The following is a 15898-nucleotide window of genomic DNA, read 5'->3' on the forward strand; positions in this document are numbered from 1 at the left end:
CCTACCCTCGTGAAGCCATCGCCTCGATGCCCGCGATCAGCGTCTCCAGTGCGAAATCGAAGTCACGCTCCCGCATCTCCTCCACCGTGTCCCCGCCCCGCGCCTCCATCAAGTCCTGCGCACTCTCGAACGCCTCGCGCAGCTCCGGCGCGGTGCGGATCGTGCCCATCGCCTGGGCGAAGAACTCGTCCTGGCTCATCCCGGCCGACGCGCACCGCTGCACGAAGTGCCCCTCGATCGTTCCGAAGCCGTACACGAACTGGAAGACCGCGGAGAGGCCGCCCATCTGCCCGTGCGGCGGCAGCCCGGTCGCCCGCATCACGTCCTGTACGGCACGCGAGAACGCCAGTGAGTGCGGGCCGATGTTGAGGAACGTGCCGATCAGCGGCGACACCCACACATGGCGGACCAGCAACTCCCGGTAGCTGACGGCCAGTCCCCGCAGCCGGTCGCGCCAGTCGACGCTCTCGTCCGGCGGCGTGATCTCGCTGAAGACCGAGTCGAGGGCCAGTTCCAGCAGGTCGTCCTTGGTGTCGACGTACCAGTAGACCGACATCGCGGTCACGTTCAGCTCGGTCGCGAGCCGCCGCATGGAGAACTTGGCGAGCCCCTCCGCGTCGAGCAGCCGCACCGTCACCGCGGTGATCCTGTCGCGGTCGAGACCGGCCGGCTGCTCGGCCTTGCGGGTGCGTCCCGTCCGGCGCTCCAGCCAGACGCTGTTCCGGGCTGGGTTCTTGACGCGGTCGGCCGCGGACACCATGGGCGCACACTCCTCGTTCTCCCGGCGGGGCGGGCGGCGACAGACCGGAATCCTCCGGTCCGCTCCCCCTGCTCCGATGCTATGCCGCTGTTACCGCTGAGTCTGCCTGCTCGGCACGGCGCAGCAGCACCGCGGCGAGCAGGCCTCCGGCCAGTACCGCGACCGCTCCGACCAGCTGGCTGGTCTCCACGCCGGAGGCGAACGCGTCCGCGATACGGGCCCGCTCGCCCGCGTCGCCCGCGCCGGCCAGCGCCGCGGGCAGCGAGGCCGCGCCGACGGCAGTGGGTACGAGTGCGGCGAAGCGGGAGTTCAGCACCGCGCCCAGGACGGCGACGCCGAGGCCGTTGCCGAACTCGGCGAGCGTGCCGTTGATGCCCGCGCCGACACCGGCCTTCTCGGGCGGTATGGCGCTCATGATCGCGTTTGCCATGGCGGGCATGGCGAGCGAAATGCCCGCACCCATCACGACCAGGCCGAACAGCATCCCGCCGTATCCGGAGCCGGACCCGCCACCCAGCACCGCGATCGCGGCCAGGCCCGCAGCCAGCAGGCTCATGCCGGACCCGATGGTTGCGGGCGTACCCAGCTTCGGCAGCAGCCGCGCCCCGATCCCGGTGAGGTTGAGCGCGACGACCGTGAGCGCGAGGGGCGCCGTACGCAGCCCGGCTTCCAAGGGCCCGTAACCCAGCACGAATTGGAGATGCTGGGTGAGGAGGAAGAGCGAGCCGCCCATGCCGAACGCCACGAGAATCGCGCCCGCCACCGCGCCGATGAAGCGCTGGTTCCGGAAGAAGTGCATGTCCAGCATCGGGTAGGGGATGCGGAGCTCCCAGAAGACGAATACGCCGAGGACGAGGACGCCGACGGCGGCGGAGAGCAGGACCTGGGTGGAGGCCCAGCCGTGTTCCGGGCCCGAGATGATCGCGTACACGACGGCGGTCATGCCGATGGTGGAGAGCAGCGCGCCGAGCACGTCGGGGCGGTCGCCCTGCTTGGTCCTGGACTCCGGTACGAGGGAGACGACGGCGACGAGGCCGATCATCGCGACCGGGATGTTGATCAGGAAGATCGCGCCCCACCAGAAGTGGTCGAGCATGACGCCGCCGATCAGCGGACCGACCGCGAAGCCGAGCGAGTTCACCGTCGACCAGAGGCCGATGGCCTTCACCCGCTCCGTGTCGTCGAAGATCTGGACGACGACGGCGAGGGTGGTGGTGATCAGCAGCGCGCCGCCGATGCCCATGCCCGCGCGGGCGGCGATCAACTGGGCGCTGGACTGCGCGAGTCCGGCCACGAGCGAGCCGGCGCCGAAGAGCGCGAGGCCGGCGACCAGCATCCGCTTGCGGCCGTAGCGGTCGGCGGCGCTGCCCGCGGTGAGCAGGAGGCCGGACTGGACCAGGGAGTACGCGTTGATCATCCACTGGATGTCTGCGGTGGACGCGTCCAGCTCCTTGGTGAGGGAGGGGATCGCGACGTTGAGCACGGTGTTGTCGAGCAGCACCGTGAGCTGGGCGAGGCAGATGACGCCGAGGATCAGCCAGCGCTGGGGGTGGCCCTGGGGGGTGGGGGCCGGGTGGTGCTCGGCGGTCGTCGCCGTCATGCAGGCTCCTACATCTTGTACGGTGTACGGGAGTTTCCCGTACACCGTACAAGAGAGCCTCGTACGCTGTATATCGAGATATTGAGTCGTTCTTCGCGCCGGACCTCACCCACCCGGTCTGATCAGGTAACCCGCCCCGCGCCGGGTGTGGATCATCGGCGGCCGGCCGGCGTCGATCTTCCTTCTCAGATACGAGATGTAGAGCTCGACGACGTTGGCCTGGCCCCCGAAGTCGTAATTCCAGACCCGGTCGAGAATCTGCGCCTTGCTGAGCACCCGCCGCGGATTGCGCATGAGGAAGCGCAGCAGCTCGAACTCGGTCGCGGTGAGGTGGATCTCCTCCCCACCGCGCGCGACCTCGTGACTGTCCTCGTCCAGCGTCAAGTCCCCGACCGCCAGCATCGATTCACTCCGTACGGCCGCGGCCGCCGTCCCCGACCGGCGGATCAGCCCGCGCAGCCGCGCGACGACCTCCTCCAGGCTGAACGGCTTGGTCACGTAGTCGTCGCCACCCGCCGTGAGCCCGGCGATCCGGTCCTCGACCGAGTCCTTGGCCGTCAGGAACAGCACAGGTACCTCGGGCAGCTCGCAGCGCAGCCGACCCAGGACGGCGAGCCCGTCCATGTCCGGCAGCATCACGTCCAGTACGACGGCATCGGGGCGGAAGTCGCGCGCCGAGCGCACGGCCCCCGCCCCGTCACCGGCGCTGCGGACTTCCCAGCCCTCGTATCGCAGCGCCATCGACAGCAGCTCGGCGAGTGGCGCCTCGTCGTCCACCACGAGCACCCGCACAGGGGTGCCGCCGGGTCTGAGCATTTCGGTACGCATAGGCGCAGCCTGGGCCGGGCCCCTGAGAGCGACCTTTCCGGTTCCTGTGAATCTCCTGAGAAACCCGGCCCTCTTCTAGCTCAGCCCGAAGAGCCGCGCCGCGTTCCCGTGACAGACCGCCCGCAGCCAGTCGTCGCCCAGCCCGAGCCGTTCCAGTGCGTCCAGCTGGTGCCCGTATCCGTACGGAATATTGGGGAAGTCCGTGCCGAGCAGGATCCGGTCCCCCAGATCCGCCAGCCTCCCGAGCTCACCCCTGGGGAAGGGCGTGAAGCGCTCGGAGAAGTCGGTGAACGCCATGGTCGTGTCGAGCCGGACCTCCCCGTACCGCTCGGCCAGCTCAAGGAAATCGGCGTACTCCGGCATGCCCATATGGGCCACGACGAGCCTCAGCCGCGGGTGCCGGGCCAGGAGCCGGCCGACCGGTTCGGGACCGGTGTGCTTGCCGGGCGCGGGCCCGGAGCCGCAGTGCATCACCACCGGAATCCCGGCCTCCGCCAGGAGCCCCCACACGGGGTCGAGCAGCGCGTCGTTCGCGTCGTACGCCCCGACCTGCAGGTGCGACTTGAAGACGCGCGCCCCGCTCTCCACGGCCTCCCGCACATACGCCTCCACCCCCTCCTCCGGAAAGAGCGTCGCCGTATGCAGGCAGTCGGGGGTCCGGGCCGCGAAGTCCGCCGCCCAGCCGTTGAGCCAGGCGGCCATCCCCGCCTTGTGCGGATAGAGCATCGAGGTGAAGGCCGTGACCCCGAACTCCCGCAACAGCGCGACCCGTTGTTCCTCCTCATGCCGATACGTGATCGGCCACTCCATGCCGGTCAGCGGCCCCACCGCGTCGAAGTACTCCCAGACCTTCTGGAGCACCCGCTCCGGCATGAAGTGCGTGTGTACGTCGACGAGTCCCGGCAGGCCGAGCCGCTCCCAGAACCGCCGTACGTCCTCAGCCTCGCTCAAAGCCGTAGCTCCGCTCCACCTTGGCGACATGGACGGAATACCTCTGGTACCACTCGGCACGCCCCTGCTTCTGCGCCGCCTGGTGCTCCAGGTTCCGCTGCCATGCCGCGATCGCTTCCTCGTCCCGGAAGTACCCGACGGTGATCCCGAGCCCGCCCGGCGCGCGGGCCGACTCGTACCCCAGGAAGCCGGGCACATCCTTCACGAGTTCATGCATCCGCTCGGCCGTCTCGCCGTACCCCTCGGGGTTTTCCGTCAGGACCGAGGTGAACACCACGGTGTAGTAGGGCGGTTCATGTGCTGCGACAGGTCGTATGTCCATGCGCCCCACCCTCCGGCCTGCGGCTTTGCCCTGTCCACACTCATTGCCATACGGGATCCGGAAGGGATCCAAGTCTTGACCCTCGGCTTCGGCCTCAGACTTCGGCATCAGACTTCGGCCTCAGACTGCGCGGCATCAGAAGAGTCCGCCCTGCACCGCCTCCGGCCCCACCTCCCGCACAGGAACGCTCACGCCCACCGCGTCGTCGGCCCGTCTCAGCTCCCACCCACTCATCAGCCGCGTATCCAGCACCACCACCCCACCGCGCCCCCCTTCCTCCGTCTCCAGATGCAGATCGGGCCCGGCGGCAGCCACCAGCCGCCCCGCGACACAGCCACCGGAGACGAGCTCCGAAACCACCCCGCTCATCGGCCGCAGGCCCGCCAGCCCGAACACCCCGGCATGGTCGACGACCTCGCACGCCGCCCGCTCCAGCGCCTCCGCCCACCCCTCCAGCGCCACGGCCCGCCGGTGCAGCCCCTCAAGCTCCCCCGCCCGCTTCTCCACCCCCGGCAACGCGTGCCGAACCGCCCGCTTCTCCTTGTACGGGATCCGGTCGGGCACCCCCAGCGCGGTACGCACAAGCTCCTCCGTCCGCCGCGCCGCCATCAGCGGCCCCCGCCCCAGCCAGGTGAACGCCACGGCCCCCTGCTCCAGCAGCCGCGCCGCCCCGCGCTCCTCCCGGGTGATCCCGACCTTGACCATCCGGGGGCCGAACCACGCCAGATAGACGGCGTACGACCGGGGATCGTCGGCCATCGTGTCCGCCGCCACCGACCGCGCCCGGTCGAGCCGCGCGCACTCCGGGCACTGCCCTCCGCTGCTCCGCCCCGGCACGGTGGCCCGCAGCGGACACCCGCCCCGCCGCGCGCCGACGCACAACCGCTGCCCGTCCCCCACCCGGAACGCGACCCCGGCTCCGTAGACCAGCGAACTGACCCGCTCGGCCCGCCCGCCCGCTTCGTACCAGACCAGCCCGGGCCGGCCCGTCCCCCACTGCAGCCCACCACACAGCCAGTTCATATTCGGAGGCTAACTCCCGCCTCTGACAACGCGAGCCCGGAATGTGACCCGGACTCCGCGACGACGTCAGGCCGCAGCAGCGTCGATCCGCGCCTGCTCCTCAAGACGACGCTTGGCGTCGTCCCAGCCGATCGGCAGCTGTTCGACCGGTACTTCCCAGAACGTGAACGTCGAGCTGCGCATCGTCGCGCGCAGCCCGGTCATGATGCTGCGATGCGGCTCGGCCCTCGCGTACGCGTACAGAGCCTCCCGGCTCTCCCACGCGGACAGCGTGTAGAAGACGCGCTTCGCCGGCTGCGCGATGAGGGAAGCTCCGAACGCCCCCGGCGCCGACCGCACCTGCCCCCACGCGGACAGCGACTTCCAGAAGAACCGGGGTACGTCCTTGAGGGACCGCACTTCGAAGCGGGAGGCCATGACGACGGCCTGCGTGTGCGGTGGAGCGGGGTTCGGAGTGACCCAGGGCAGTGTCGGCATCGCACTTCTCGCCTTCTTTAATAGAGAGTGGCACTGTCTAAGATTAGAGAGTGCCACTCTCTAATCGCCATACCGGGAGCGAGAACAGATGCGGATTTCCGAGCTGAGCCGCCGCAGCGGGGTACCGGTCACGACGATCAAGCACTACCTCCGCGAGGGCCTCCTGCCCCCTGGTCGGCCGACATCGGCCACCCAGGCGGAGTACGGAGAGCCGCACGTACGCCGCCTCAGGCTGATCCGCGCCCTCATCGGCATCCGAGGGCTGTCGGTCAGCACGACCAGAGAGGTGTTGAGCGCCGTGTCCGAGCACGAGGCCGACACCCACCAGGTGCTCGGTCTGGTTCTGGGCGCCAGACCGGCCACCGGCCCCGACACCGACAGCGGCAGCGGCAGCGGCAGCGGCAGCGGCAGCGGGAACACCACCGACGCGGACGCGCTGCTCGCGGAAATGGGCTGGGAGGTCTCCGAGGGCGCCCCGGCCAAGGCCGTCGTCGCCGAGACCCTGGAGACCCTGCGTTCGCTCGGCATGGATTACGACTGGCGTTCCCTCATCCCTTACGCCGCGCTCGCGCAACGTACGGCCGCGCTGGACCTGGACCAACTGGACGCCGGCGCGGACCCGCTGGAACAGGCCGAGCGGGCCGTACTGCTGACCGTGCTCCTGGAGCCCGCGCTGCTGGCACTGCGACGCCTCGCACAGGAAGACGAGTCGGCCAAGCGGTACGGCGGATAGGAACACCTGCGCATCACGTACCGCGTCCGAGCGGTTGCGGTACGTGATGCAGCCCGCGTGCGGATCGACCGGAACAAGAAGGGGAAAGCACCCGCAACGTCAAACGCCGGAGGCCCCGTCGATTTCTCGACAGGGCCTCCGGCTTGTTGTGCACTCGGCAGGATTCGAACCTGCAACCTTCTGATCCGTAGTCAGATGCTCTATCCGTTAAGCTACGAGTGCTTGGCGTCCGGGGCTTTTTCTGCCCCGTCGGCGTTGCGAGAACAACATTACATGACCTGCGCCGTCACGCGAAATCCATTACCCAGACCGCTGCTGAGCTGCGAAAACGACCATCTGGGCGCCCTCTGAGCAAGGTCACGGAACAACCCTGAACGACCGAAGCCCCGGTCCTGAGACCGGGGCTTCGGTGATCACGCGCGGAGGCGGAGGGATTTGAACCCTCGATGGGCTTTAAAACCCAAACCGCATTAGCAGTGCGGCGCCATAGACCGGACTAGGCGACGCCTCCAGCACACTCTCGCCTGCGCGAGTGGGTGCGTGCAGATGATGACACAGCCTTGCGGGGTGCCACCAATCGCTGACCACGGTACTAGGCAGGCGGGTGGGAGGGCAAAGTCTTAGCCCGTTGCGCAACGCCGGGCGGCTCGGCGCGTTAAGGAGGCAGGGCATCGCGCCCCTTTTCACCCAGGACGTCCCAGGAGCCCCCATGCTGCGTCGCTTCACTTTCACCGCCGCCGCGTCCGTCGCCGTGTTGTCCGGCGCTGCCCCCGCCGCTACCGCCGCGACCCCCTCCCCCATCCCGCTGCCGGCGCTTCAGGACCTTGCGGTGCTTCAGGACCTGCCGCTGCTCAAGGGCAAGGACGACGCGGCGGACAACAAGCAGTCACAGCTCACCCTGACGACGTCCAAGACGGGCAATCCGGCCGCGAACGGGACGTACGAACTGAAGTGCGGGCCCACGGGCGGCACGCACCCCGATGCACAGGGAGCGTGCGATCGCCTCGACGAGCTGACCGGCCAGGGCAAGGACCCCTTCGCGCCCGTGCCGGGAGGCCAGATGTGCACGCAGCAGCACGGCGGGGACGCCACCGCACGCATCACCGGGACGTGGCGGGGGCGGAACGTCGACGCGACTTTCAACCGCGGCGACGGCTGCGAAACCTCCCGCTGGATGGGGATGGAGCCGGTACTTCCGACCGTCCGTTCCTAGCTGCCGCGGCCGCCGGGCGGGGAGCTCCTGCCTGGTCAGCGCGTATGCCGCCCGGCGCGTTGTGCGTCCGAGCGCACAGAACCTTGGTGAGAGCTCCCCCTCACCACCGCCCCGCTCCCGCCGCCTGCCTTTAGACTCCCTCCAGTGACAGCGCGCGGCCCGAGGGGCAAAATGGGACAGCCTGTCGGCAAGGTGCAGTAGTTCAGGGAGGAACCGTCGTCGTGAGCAGCAGGCCATCCCGAGGCGCTGCTCGCCTCGCAGCGATACTCGACGCACTCCCTGACGGGCTGTTGCTCGTCAATTGCAACGGCACCGTCGTCAATGCCAACACCATCGCGCTTGAGATGTTGGAGTCGCCGGGCACGGGCCTGGTCGGGCGCGGACTGCTCGACCTGTTGCCGACGTTCGACTCCAAGCTGATCCCGGGGTCCATGCGGCGCGCGGACGGCGAGGACGATCAAGGGCGTACGAAGCCGACCCGGATGGTCGCGCGGCGCACCGACGGGTCGGAGTTCCCCGTCGAGGTGACCAGCGCGAACCTGGAGGACGGCCGCGACGCGTACGCGTCCCACAGCGACCGTCCCGGCTTCACCGGCGACGAGCTGCTCATGCTTGTCGTACGAGACCTCTCGGGGACCGTCGACACCGAGGCCGAGCTGGCCCGTTCGCAGCGGCAGACCGAGATGATCCTGCGGGCCGCGTCCGAAGGTGTCGTCGGGACCGATACGGACGGTCGCGTCGTTCTGGTCAATCCGGCCGCCGCGCAGATACTCGGTTACCGGGCGAGCGATCTCGGCGGCAAGGAGCTGCACCCCCTCGCGATCCACACGCGCCCCGACGGGACGCCGTTCGCGTACGACGACTCGCCGCTGGCGGACACGCTCAAGTCCGGGCGCAAGCACCGGGTGCGCGGGCAGGTGCTGTGGGCGAAGAACGGCAAGCCGGTCGCGGTCGACCTGACGACCGCTCCGGTGCGGGACGGCGACCAGCTCGTCGGCGCGGTGATGACCTTCACCGACCGCCGCCCGTACGACGAACTCGTCGAAAAACAGGCCGAACTGGTCGAAAAGCAGACCGAAGTCCTCGACCGCGAGAACCAGCGCTACGAGGAGATCGCCGGGCGCCATGCCCAGCTGACCGCCGTCCTCGGCGACTCGCTGCGCGGGCCGCTCGAAGAGCTCCGGGGCGAACTGGGGACGCTGGCCGCCGACCCGGCCGGACAGTTGTGGCCCGAGGCGAACCAGGTCCTGCACCACCTGGCTGCCGGGTACGCCCGTATGACCACCCTTGTCGACAATGTCCTGAGCTTCCAGCGGCTCGCGGCGGGCACGGAGGAGCTGGACAAGAAGAAGGTCCTGCTGGACGGCGTCGTGGCGGCGGGCGTGGACGGTGCGATCGAGCTGATCGGGCCCGGGCGCGCGCAGTTCGCGGTGCACGCGCCGCCGATAGAGGCCGAGGTGGACGCGGCTCGGCTGGCTACGGCACTCGCGCACCTGGTCGCGGATGTGGCCGGGGTCGACTCGACGGGCAAGGCCCCGGTGGCGGCGGCCGGCGGCGGGTACATGGACTCGACGATCGTGGTCGCGGCAGCGCAGCGCGGTGAGGTCGTACGTATCGAGGTACGCGGGCCGTACGCCGGGGGAGACCCGGTGCACGAGCCGATCGTGCGCGGCATTGTGTCGGCGCACGGCGGGGTGCTGCAGACGCACGAGGTGCCGGGCATGGGCGGGAGTGCGTACGTCCTCGAAGTGCCGCTCGGCGAGGGCGCGGGGGCGGTGGCTCCGCCCGCGGAGGACAAGACTGCCCATCCGGATCCGGCGCCGGTGCCTGGTGCTGGTGCTGGTGCTGCTGTTTCTACTGCTGCTGCGTCTGCTGTGCCTGTGCCTTCGCAGGCGGGGTCGCCGACGGATGGTGGGGGGCGGCGCGGGCGGCGGGCTTCGACGGATGCGTTCCTGGACAGCGAGCGGGCCGGTGGTGACGACGCGGGGGCGCCTGCGGCTCCTACCGGGCGGCGCAGGGCGCGTCGGGGCGGGGAGGGCGAGGGCGGTGCCGGTCAGCAGGAACGGATCGCGCTCCCGGCTCAGGCGGCGGGGGACTGGGCCGGCGCTGTTTCCGCCTCCGGTCCTGGTTCTGGTTCTGGGTCTGGCTCCGGCTCCGGTGGTACGGGGCGCAGGCGGGGGCGGCCCAGTCCCGTTGAGGGGGCGCCGGACGGTGGTGGCGGCGTAGAGGTACGGGCTGCTCTGCCTGCTGCCGGTCCTTCGGGCGGTCCCGCTGCCGTCTCGGAGGGGTCCGTCGTGACGGCCTCCGAGGGGGCGCACGGCACCGGGCGCGCGGCGCTCGGCGAGACGGTGCCGCCCCAGGGTGTGCCCGCCGACAACTCCGCGGCGACAGGGCGCCGCGCGCGGCGTGGTGCGGAGGCGCTTCCCGCGCTGCCTGCCGCGCCCTCTGCCGGGAGCGAATCCCAGCAGCAGCAACAGACTTCGGCCGGGCGGCGTGCGCGCAGGGCGCTCGCTCCGGCGCAGGAGCGGCCGGAGGCGCCGGTGCCTGCGAATGCACAGGCGCAGGCTCCGGCGCAGGCGCAGGGCGCGCGTACCGCCTTCGCGCTGCCGCCCGCCGACGCCGACCGCGTGCCGCCGACGGCCGGTGCGGCGGATGCCTCGCTGCCGGGGCGCCATGACGCCGTACGGTCCGATCCGGACGCCGACCACACCCCGCCCCAGCCGCACCCCGTTGCCGCGCCGACGGGGCGCCGCCGTGCGCGCAGGGACCTGCACGCACAACAGCCGGAGCAGCTTGAGCAGTCCGGCCAGTCCGGCCAGTCCGGCCAGTCCGGCCAGCCCGGCCGGCCCGGCCGGCCCGACTGGGCCGCGAACGGGACTTCGGCCCACGGACCGGGCCGGGCTGAGGCGGCCCCGCCGGCCGCCGACGCCGTCGCCCCGGACGGCCACGACAGCGGCTCCGTCGTGGCCTCGCCCCACAGTTGGTCCGCCGTAGGCAGCCCGGCGCCCGGCGGGGCCACCGCCGCCGCGACCGGTACCACGCAGACCTGGCCCGCCCAGGGCTTCGCCGCAGGCGTGAACGAGAGCGACGAAAGTGACGGCGACGGCGCCCCCGTCGGCGCCACTCCCGCCCCCGGGCGCCAACAGCCTTATGCAGCACAGCCGTTGCCCCCGGCCCAGCCGCTGCCCGCAGAGGCCCCCGTAACCGCGACCGCCGCCGGCCCAACCCCACCCCCGCCGCCCGCCGACTCGACGCAGAGCCGCGCCTTCAGCGTGCGCACCCTTGGGCAGGGCATGCCCTTCGCGCAGCAGATCGCCCAGCAGCAGAACCAGACCCTGGGCTCCGGCAGGCGCCGTAAGCTCGCCACCGCGCGGCCGGAAGCGGAGCAGCCCACACCGTCCGACGCCAGAACGGCCGAGGGCGCCGAGTCCGCCGACGCCGCAGCGCGCCACCCCCAAGGCCCGCCGCAGCAGCTGCTGGCCGACTCGACGCAGGGGCGTGCGTACGCCATAGGCGCCCCCGACGAGGGCTCCGAGGGCCCCGAGCCGCTGGACGGCCCCAACGGCGCCGTGGAGGTGGCCAACCGGCCCCACCCCCAGCCGGTCGACGACGAGCTGCCCCCCGAGCCGCTGGACAACCCGCGCCGCCTGCTGGTCTGGCCGGCCCCCGACGTCTCCACGCAGCAGGCGCTGAGCGACCGCGGCTACCGCCCGGTGATCGTGCACTCCCGCGAGGAGGTCGACGCGCAGATCGCGGCGTTCCCCGCCGCCCTGTTCGTAGACCCGCTGACCGGGCCGATCACCCGTAAGGCGCTCCAGTCCTTGCGCCAGGCCGCTGTCGCCGCCGAGGTACCCGTCCTGGTGACAGCCGGGCTCGGGCAGGCGACGCGTGAGGCGGCGTACGGCGCGGATCCTGCCGTACTGCTGAAGGCTCTCGCGCCGCGCGACAGCGAGCAGCACCCCTCGCGCGTACTGCTCATCGAGGAGCACGAGGAGATCGCGCTCGCGCTGACGGCGACGCTGGAGCGGCGCGGCATGCAGGTAGCGCGCGCCGCGACCGACACCGAGGCGGTCACGCTGGCTACGCAGATGCGGCCGAATCTGGTGGTGATGGACCTGATGCAGGTACGTCGCCGACGCGCCGGAATCGTGGACTGGCTGCGCGCGAACGGTCAGTTGAACCGCACGCCGCTGGTCGTCTACACCTCGGCCGGGCTCGACGAGACGGAGCTTCCCCGGCTCGCGTCGGGCGAAACCGTGCTCTTCCTCGCCGAGCGCTCGACGAGCAACGAGGTCCAGGGCCGCATCGTCGACCTGCTCGCGAAGATCGGCACCAACTGAGCAGTCGTTATTGCATGCTTGAAGGGTTGCATTCTTGAAGGCTGAAGGGGCCCCGCGCCGTTGCGGGGCCCCTTCAGCGGTTCAGTCGCCGCGAGTCCGGGCTCAGAGCTCCGTTACGGCCAGCTCGCCGTCCGCGTACTGCTTGCGGAGGACCTTCTTGTCGAACTTGCCGACGCTCGTCTTCGGCACCGCCGGGATCGCCGCCCACCGCTCCGGGAGCTGCCACTTCGCGATCTTGGTGGCCAGGAACGCCTTCAGCTCGTCGTAGTCCGCCGTCGCACCTTCCTTCATCACCACTGTGGCCAGCGGCCGTTCGCTCCATTTCGCGTCCGGTACGGCGATGACCGCCGCCTCCGCGACGTCCGGGTGAGCCATCAGCGCGTTCTCCAGCTCAACGCTCGAAATCCACTCTCCGCCGGACTTGATGACGTCCTTCGCACGGTCGGTGAGGGTGAGGAAGCCGTCGGCACTGATGACACCGATGTCGCCGGTCTTGAGCCAGCCGTCCTCGCTGAACTTGTCGGCGGGCTTGAAGTCCTCGCCGCCCGCGCCGCCGTAGTACGCCCCCGCGATCCAGGCGCCGCGTACCTCCAGCTCTCCGGCCGACTCTCCGTCCCAGGCCAGCAGCTCGCCGCCGGGCCCGACCAGGCGTGCCTCGACGCCCGCGGGGAAGCGGCCCTGGGTGATGCGGTACGGCCATTCCTCCTCGGGGGTGAGTCCCGCGGGCGGGTGGGCCATGGTGCCGAGCGGGGAGGTCTCCGTCATGCCCCAGGCGTGGCACACCCGTACACCGAGCTTGTCGTACGCCTCCATGAGGGCGGGCGGGCAGGCCGCGCCGCCGATGGTGACGGTCGCCATGGAGGACAGATCGCGCGGGTTGGCGGTGACCTCGGCGAGCAGGCCCTGCCAGATGGTGGGGACGGCGGCGGCGTGCGTCGGCTTCTCGCGCTCGATCATCTCGGCGAGCGGGGCAGGCTGGAGGAAGCGGTCCGGCATGAGCATGTTAATGCCGGTCATGAAGGTGGCGTGCGGCAGGCCCCAGGCCATGACATGAAACTGGGGGACGACCACGAGGGTGGTGTCCTTGTCGTTCAGACCCATCGACTCGGCCATGTTGACCTGCATGGAGTGCAGGTAGATCGAGCGGTGGGAGTAGACGACGCCCTTGGGGTCGCCGGTGGTGCCGGAGGTGTAACACATGGCCGCGGCGGAGCGTTCGTCCAGCTCCGGCCAGTCGTACGTGGTGGGGCGGCCCGCGATCAGGTCCTCGTACTCGTGCACGTGCGGCGCACAGCCGTCGAGGAGGGAGCGGTCGCCGGGGCCCGACACGATCACGTGCTCGACGGTCTTCAGGTGCGGAAGGAGCGGCGCGAGCAGCGGCAGCAGGGAGCCGTTGGCGATGACGACGCGGTCGGCGGCGTGGTTGACGATCCAGACCAGCTGCTCGGGCGGCAGGCGCAGGTTGAGGGGGTGCAGCACGGCGCCCATGGAGGGGATCGCGAGATACGCCTCCACGTGCTCGGCGTTGTTCCACATCAGCGTCGCGACGCGCTGGTCGCCGTCGACGCCGAGTTCGTCGCGCAGAGCGTTCGCGAGGCGGGTCGCGCGCTCGCCGACTTCGGCGAAGGTGCGGCGCTGCGGCTCGCTCTCACCTGTCCAGGTAGTGACCTGCGACCGACCGTGAATCGTCATCCCATGGTTCAGGATGCGGGTCACTGTCAGCGGTACGTCCTGCATGGTGCTCAGCACGGCGTCCTCCCGGTGGGCGCTACGTGGCAGTAATAAGGGTGGGCTGATTCTGCGCACGTACCACGCGGTATGTCACTAGTTCAGGGAGTACGAAATCGCTGAGGGGGTCGGCGGAGGGCAGCCGGCGAGCAGCGCCAGGGCGGGTGGAGCGTCAGAGGTGAGGCGGGGCAAGGCGGGGGGAGGCGGGGAGGCGGGCGCGGCGTCAGCCGCGAGGCGGGCGCGGCGTCAGCGGACCGGCGCCAGTTCCGGGTCCTCGCGGAGCTTGCCGAGGGCGCGCGAGACGGCGCTCTTGACCGTGCCCACCGATACGCCCAGCACCTCGGCGGTCTGGGCCTCGCTGAGGTCCTCGTAGTAGCGCAGGACGACCATCGCGCGCTGGCGGTCCGGCAGTTTCATGATCGCGCGCCACATCGCGTCGCGCAGTACCTGCTGCTCGGCGGGGTCGGTGGCGGGTGCGGCTGCGGTGTTGGGCTCCGGCAGCTCGTCGGTGGCGAACTCGTCGACCTTGCGCTTGCGCCACTGCGAGGTTCGGGTGTTGAGGAGGGCGCGGCGCACGTAGCCGTCGAGGGCGCGGTGGTCCTCGATGCGGTCCCAGGCGACGTACGTCTTGGTGAGCGCCGTCTGCAACAGGTCCTCCGCGTCGCACGGGTTCGCGGTGAGCGAGCGCGCGGTGCGCAGCAGTACGGGCCCCCGGGCACGTACGTATGTGGAGAACGACGGATAGGGCGTCGGCGTCGCTGCCTTGGAAGCGCTGGTGCAGACGGGCGTGGTCATAGGTCCACGCTAGGTTCGGGTACTACCGCTGCGGATCGGCCCCAGGTCCCGAAGCGGGGTCCGCCTCAGGTTGTAGGGGTGGTGCCACCCCCACCTCCTGAGGGTGGAGACCGTCAGGTCTTCCGTAGGGGTCGGGTCTCGGGGACCGACCGGTGTCCGCGGCTCTTGTGGCAGGTCAGGGGGCGATTCGGGCGGCGGGGGCGTCGGCCTTGTTGCGGTCGATCTTCAGGAGGCGGCCTCCGTGCTTCTCCCTCACATTGCCCGCGTACTGATGGATGCGGCGGTGGGGGGCCCATGCGTGCCTGGAGAGGGTGGGCTCGCCGTACAGGGAGGGCTTCGCCTGCCAGCGGGCGAACCACATGACCGACGGCAGGTCCCCGGCCCCCGCCTTGCGGGCGCGCTCCATGTGCCGCACCCCGGACTCCGCGCTGCTGTAGAAGCCGGGGACGTAGTGGTGCCGGCGCACTTCGCGGTTCCAGCCGCGGACGAAGTCGAGCGTGGTGCGGGCGCAGCGGAGGTTCCCCGCGTTGTACGCCTCCACGTCGAGGTAGAGCGCGCTGCCGGTGTGCATGCCGAGCGCCCGCGCGCTGCGGACCGCGTCCCGTCCCTCCTTCCTGCCCTGGCGCCAGGGCGCACGGCCGATCCGTACGCGTCGCTTGTTCCTGGCCTGCACGCAGGGCGACTGCGAGCCGACGAAGATCGGCAGCACCCGCCAGCCCATCTCGTTCACGGTTTCCACCCAGCGCTTGCTGAGGTGCGGCTGTTTACGGCAGGCCCGGCCGCGTCCCGCGTAGTACACGCCGACGGCCCGGTACGGGGACTTGCGCCAGGCACGCATGGTGGCGAGGGGCGGCGCGAGGCAGGTGTCGAACATCCGGCCGCGGTAGTTCACGATGCGGCCGGCGGCCGGTCCTGCCCCCACCCCCGATGGCGCCCCCGATGCCTGTGCCGGCGACGGCGGGGACTGCACCGGTGACGCTTGCGCCCCGGCCTCTTGCGGCATGGCCAGCAGTCCGATCGCGGCGACCACGGCGAGTGCGAGTCCGAGGATTCTCTGCAGATGCTTTTGTAGGCAGATGTGTTGGTACATGAAGAAGAGTGAATGACTCCCGCACGCTCCGAACGCCT

At 70.6% G+C, this 15898-nt stretch carries 13 protein-coding genes and 2 tRNA genes; 3 read left to right on the forward strand and 12 right to left on the reverse strand.

Going from position 1 to position 15898, the window contains the following annotated elements:
* Nucleotide 1 precedes the first annotated feature (1 nt).
* The 7 genes from PXH83_RS13910 to PXH83_RS13940 form a co-directional block, all read right to left on the reverse strand.
* Nucleotides 2-760 (reverse strand): TetR/AcrR family transcriptional regulator, encoded by a 759-nt coding sequence (locus PXH83_RS13910; RefSeq protein WP_274560379.1) that lies wholly within the window; start codon nucleotides 758-760, stop codon nucleotides 2-4.
* A gap of 79 nt (nucleotides 761-839) precedes the next feature.
* Complete coding sequence (locus tag PXH83_RS13915) at nucleotides 840-2360, reverse strand: MFS transporter (RefSeq protein ID WP_274560381.1); 1521 nt, start codon at nucleotides 2358-2360, stop codon at nucleotides 840-842.
* 105 nt (nucleotides 2361-2465) lie between these two features.
* Nucleotides 2466-3188: a response regulator transcription factor gene (locus PXH83_RS13920; RefSeq protein ID WP_274560383.1), complete on the reverse strand. Its 723-nt coding sequence runs from the start codon at nucleotides 3186-3188 to the stop codon at nucleotides 2466-2468.
* A gap of 75 nt (nucleotides 3189-3263) precedes the next feature.
* Nucleotides 3264-4139 carry an amidohydrolase family protein gene (locus PXH83_RS13925; RefSeq protein ID WP_338054712.1) on the reverse strand — a complete coding sequence of 292 codons (876 nt, stop codon included), beginning with the start codon at nucleotides 4137-4139 and terminating at the stop codon, nucleotides 3264-3266.
* Complete coding sequence (locus tag PXH83_RS13930; RefSeq protein ID WP_274560388.1) at nucleotides 4126-4461, reverse strand: antibiotic biosynthesis monooxygenase family protein; 336 nt, start codon at nucleotides 4459-4461, stop codon at nucleotides 4126-4128. The genes PXH83_RS13925 and PXH83_RS13930 overlap by 14 nt, the downstream gene beginning before the upstream one ends.
* A 135-nt stretch (nucleotides 4462-4596) precedes the next feature.
* Nucleotides 4597-5484, reverse strand: a complete 888-nt coding sequence (locus PXH83_RS13935; protein WP_274560390.1) for a DUF2797 domain-containing protein — start codon at nucleotides 5482-5484, stop codon at nucleotides 4597-4599.
* Between the two features lie 66 nt (nucleotides 5485-5550).
* Nucleotides 5551-5961, reverse strand: a complete 411-nt coding sequence (locus tag PXH83_RS13940) for a DUF3291 domain-containing protein (RefSeq protein WP_274560393.1) — start codon at nucleotides 5959-5961, stop codon at nucleotides 5551-5553.
* A gap of 88 nt (nucleotides 5962-6049) precedes the next feature.
* Here PXH83_RS13940 and PXH83_RS13945 point away from each other — a divergent pair, with 88 nt between their 5' ends.
* On the forward strand, nucleotides 6050-6694 hold the full coding sequence (locus tag PXH83_RS13945) for a MerR family transcriptional regulator (RefSeq protein ID WP_274560395.1): 645 nt from the start codon (nucleotides 6050-6052) through the stop codon (nucleotides 6692-6694).
* Between the two features lie 149 nt (nucleotides 6695-6843).
* Here the strand turns inward: PXH83_RS13945 and PXH83_RS13950 are convergent.
* Together PXH83_RS13950 and PXH83_RS13955 are read right to left on the reverse strand one after the other, a co-directional pair.
* Nucleotides 6844-6916: transfer RNA gene (locus PXH83_RS13950), tRNA-Arg, on the reverse strand.
* A gap of 198 nt (nucleotides 6917-7114) precedes the next feature.
* Nucleotides 7115-7205 (reverse strand) — tRNA-Ser (locus PXH83_RS13955).
* 198 nt (nucleotides 7206-7403) lie between these two features.
* Here PXH83_RS13955 and PXH83_RS13960 point away from each other — a divergent pair.
* Nucleotides 7404-7907, forward strand: a complete 504-nt coding sequence (locus tag PXH83_RS13960) for an SSI family serine proteinase inhibitor (protein WP_274560397.1) — start codon at nucleotides 7404-7406, stop codon at nucleotides 7905-7907.
* Between the two features lie 221 nt (nucleotides 7908-8128).
* Nucleotides 8129-12247: a PAS domain-containing protein gene (locus PXH83_RS13965; protein ID WP_274560399.1), complete on the forward strand. Its 4119-nt coding sequence runs from the start codon at nucleotides 8129-8131 to the stop codon at nucleotides 12245-12247.
* Between the two features lie 102 nt (nucleotides 12248-12349).
* Here the strand turns inward: PXH83_RS13965 and PXH83_RS13970 are convergent, their stop codons facing one another.
* The 3 genes from PXH83_RS13970 to PXH83_RS13980 form a co-directional block, all read right to left on the reverse strand.
* On the reverse strand, nucleotides 12350-13996 hold the full coding sequence (locus PXH83_RS13970) for a long-chain fatty acid--CoA ligase (RefSeq protein WP_274560401.1): 1647 nt from the start codon (nucleotides 13994-13996) through the stop codon (nucleotides 12350-12352).
* A gap of 225 nt (nucleotides 13997-14221) precedes the next feature.
* Nucleotides 14222-14770 (reverse strand): SigE family RNA polymerase sigma factor, encoded by a 549-nt coding sequence (locus PXH83_RS13975; protein ID WP_274560403.1) that lies wholly within the window; start codon nucleotides 14768-14770, stop codon nucleotides 14222-14224.
* 175 nt (nucleotides 14771-14945) lie between these two features.
* Nucleotides 14946-15860: a DUF1906 domain-containing protein gene (locus PXH83_RS13980; RefSeq protein ID WP_274560405.1), complete on the reverse strand. Its 915-nt coding sequence runs from the start codon at nucleotides 15858-15860 to the stop codon at nucleotides 14946-14948.
* Nucleotides 15861-15898 lie beyond the last annotated feature (38 nt).

The organism is Streptomyces spiramyceticus (assembly GCF_028807635.1).
Lineage (GTDB): Bacteria > Actinomycetota > Actinomycetes > Streptomycetales > Streptomycetaceae > Streptomyces > Streptomyces spiramyceticus.

Bases quoted from the DNA above. Each gene is read 5' to 3' on its own strand.
- PXH83_RS13960 (WP_274560397.1), top strand. From the start codon at position 7,404: ATGCTGCGTCGCTTCACTTTCACCGCCGCCGCGTCCGTCGCCGTGTTG.
- PXH83_RS13930 (WP_274560388.1), bottom strand. From the start codon at position 4,461: ATGGACATACGACCTGTCGCAGCACATGAACCGCCCTACTACACCGTG.
- PXH83_RS13940 (WP_274560393.1), bottom strand. From the start codon at position 5,961: ATGCCGACACTGCCCTGGGTCACTCCGAACCCCGCTCCACCGCACACG.
- PXH83_RS13945 (WP_274560395.1), top strand. From the start codon at position 6,050: ATGCGGATTTCCGAGCTGAGCCGCCGCAGCGGGGTACCGGTCACGACG.
- PXH83_RS13915 (WP_274560381.1), bottom strand. From the start codon at position 2,360: ATGACGGCGACGACCGCCGAGCACCACCCGGCCCCCACCCCCCAGGGC.
- PXH83_RS13920 (WP_274560383.1), bottom strand. From the start codon at position 3,188: ATGCGTACCGAAATGCTCAGACCCGGCGGCACCCCTGTGCGGGTGCTC.
- PXH83_RS13975 (WP_274560403.1), bottom strand. From the start codon at position 14,770: ATGACCACGCCCGTCTGCACCAGCGCTTCCAAGGCAGCGACGCCGACG.
- PXH83_RS13910 (WP_274560379.1), bottom strand. From the start codon at position 760: ATGGTGTCCGCGGCCGACCGCGTCAAGAACCCAGCCCGGAACAGCGTC.
- PXH83_RS13980 (WP_274560405.1), bottom strand. From the start codon at position 15,860: ATGTACCAACACATCTGCCTACAAAAGCATCTGCAGAGAATCCTCGGA.
- PXH83_RS13935 (WP_274560390.1), bottom strand. From the start codon at position 5,484: ATGAACTGGCTGTGTGGTGGGCTGCAGTGGGGGACGGGCCGGCCCGGG.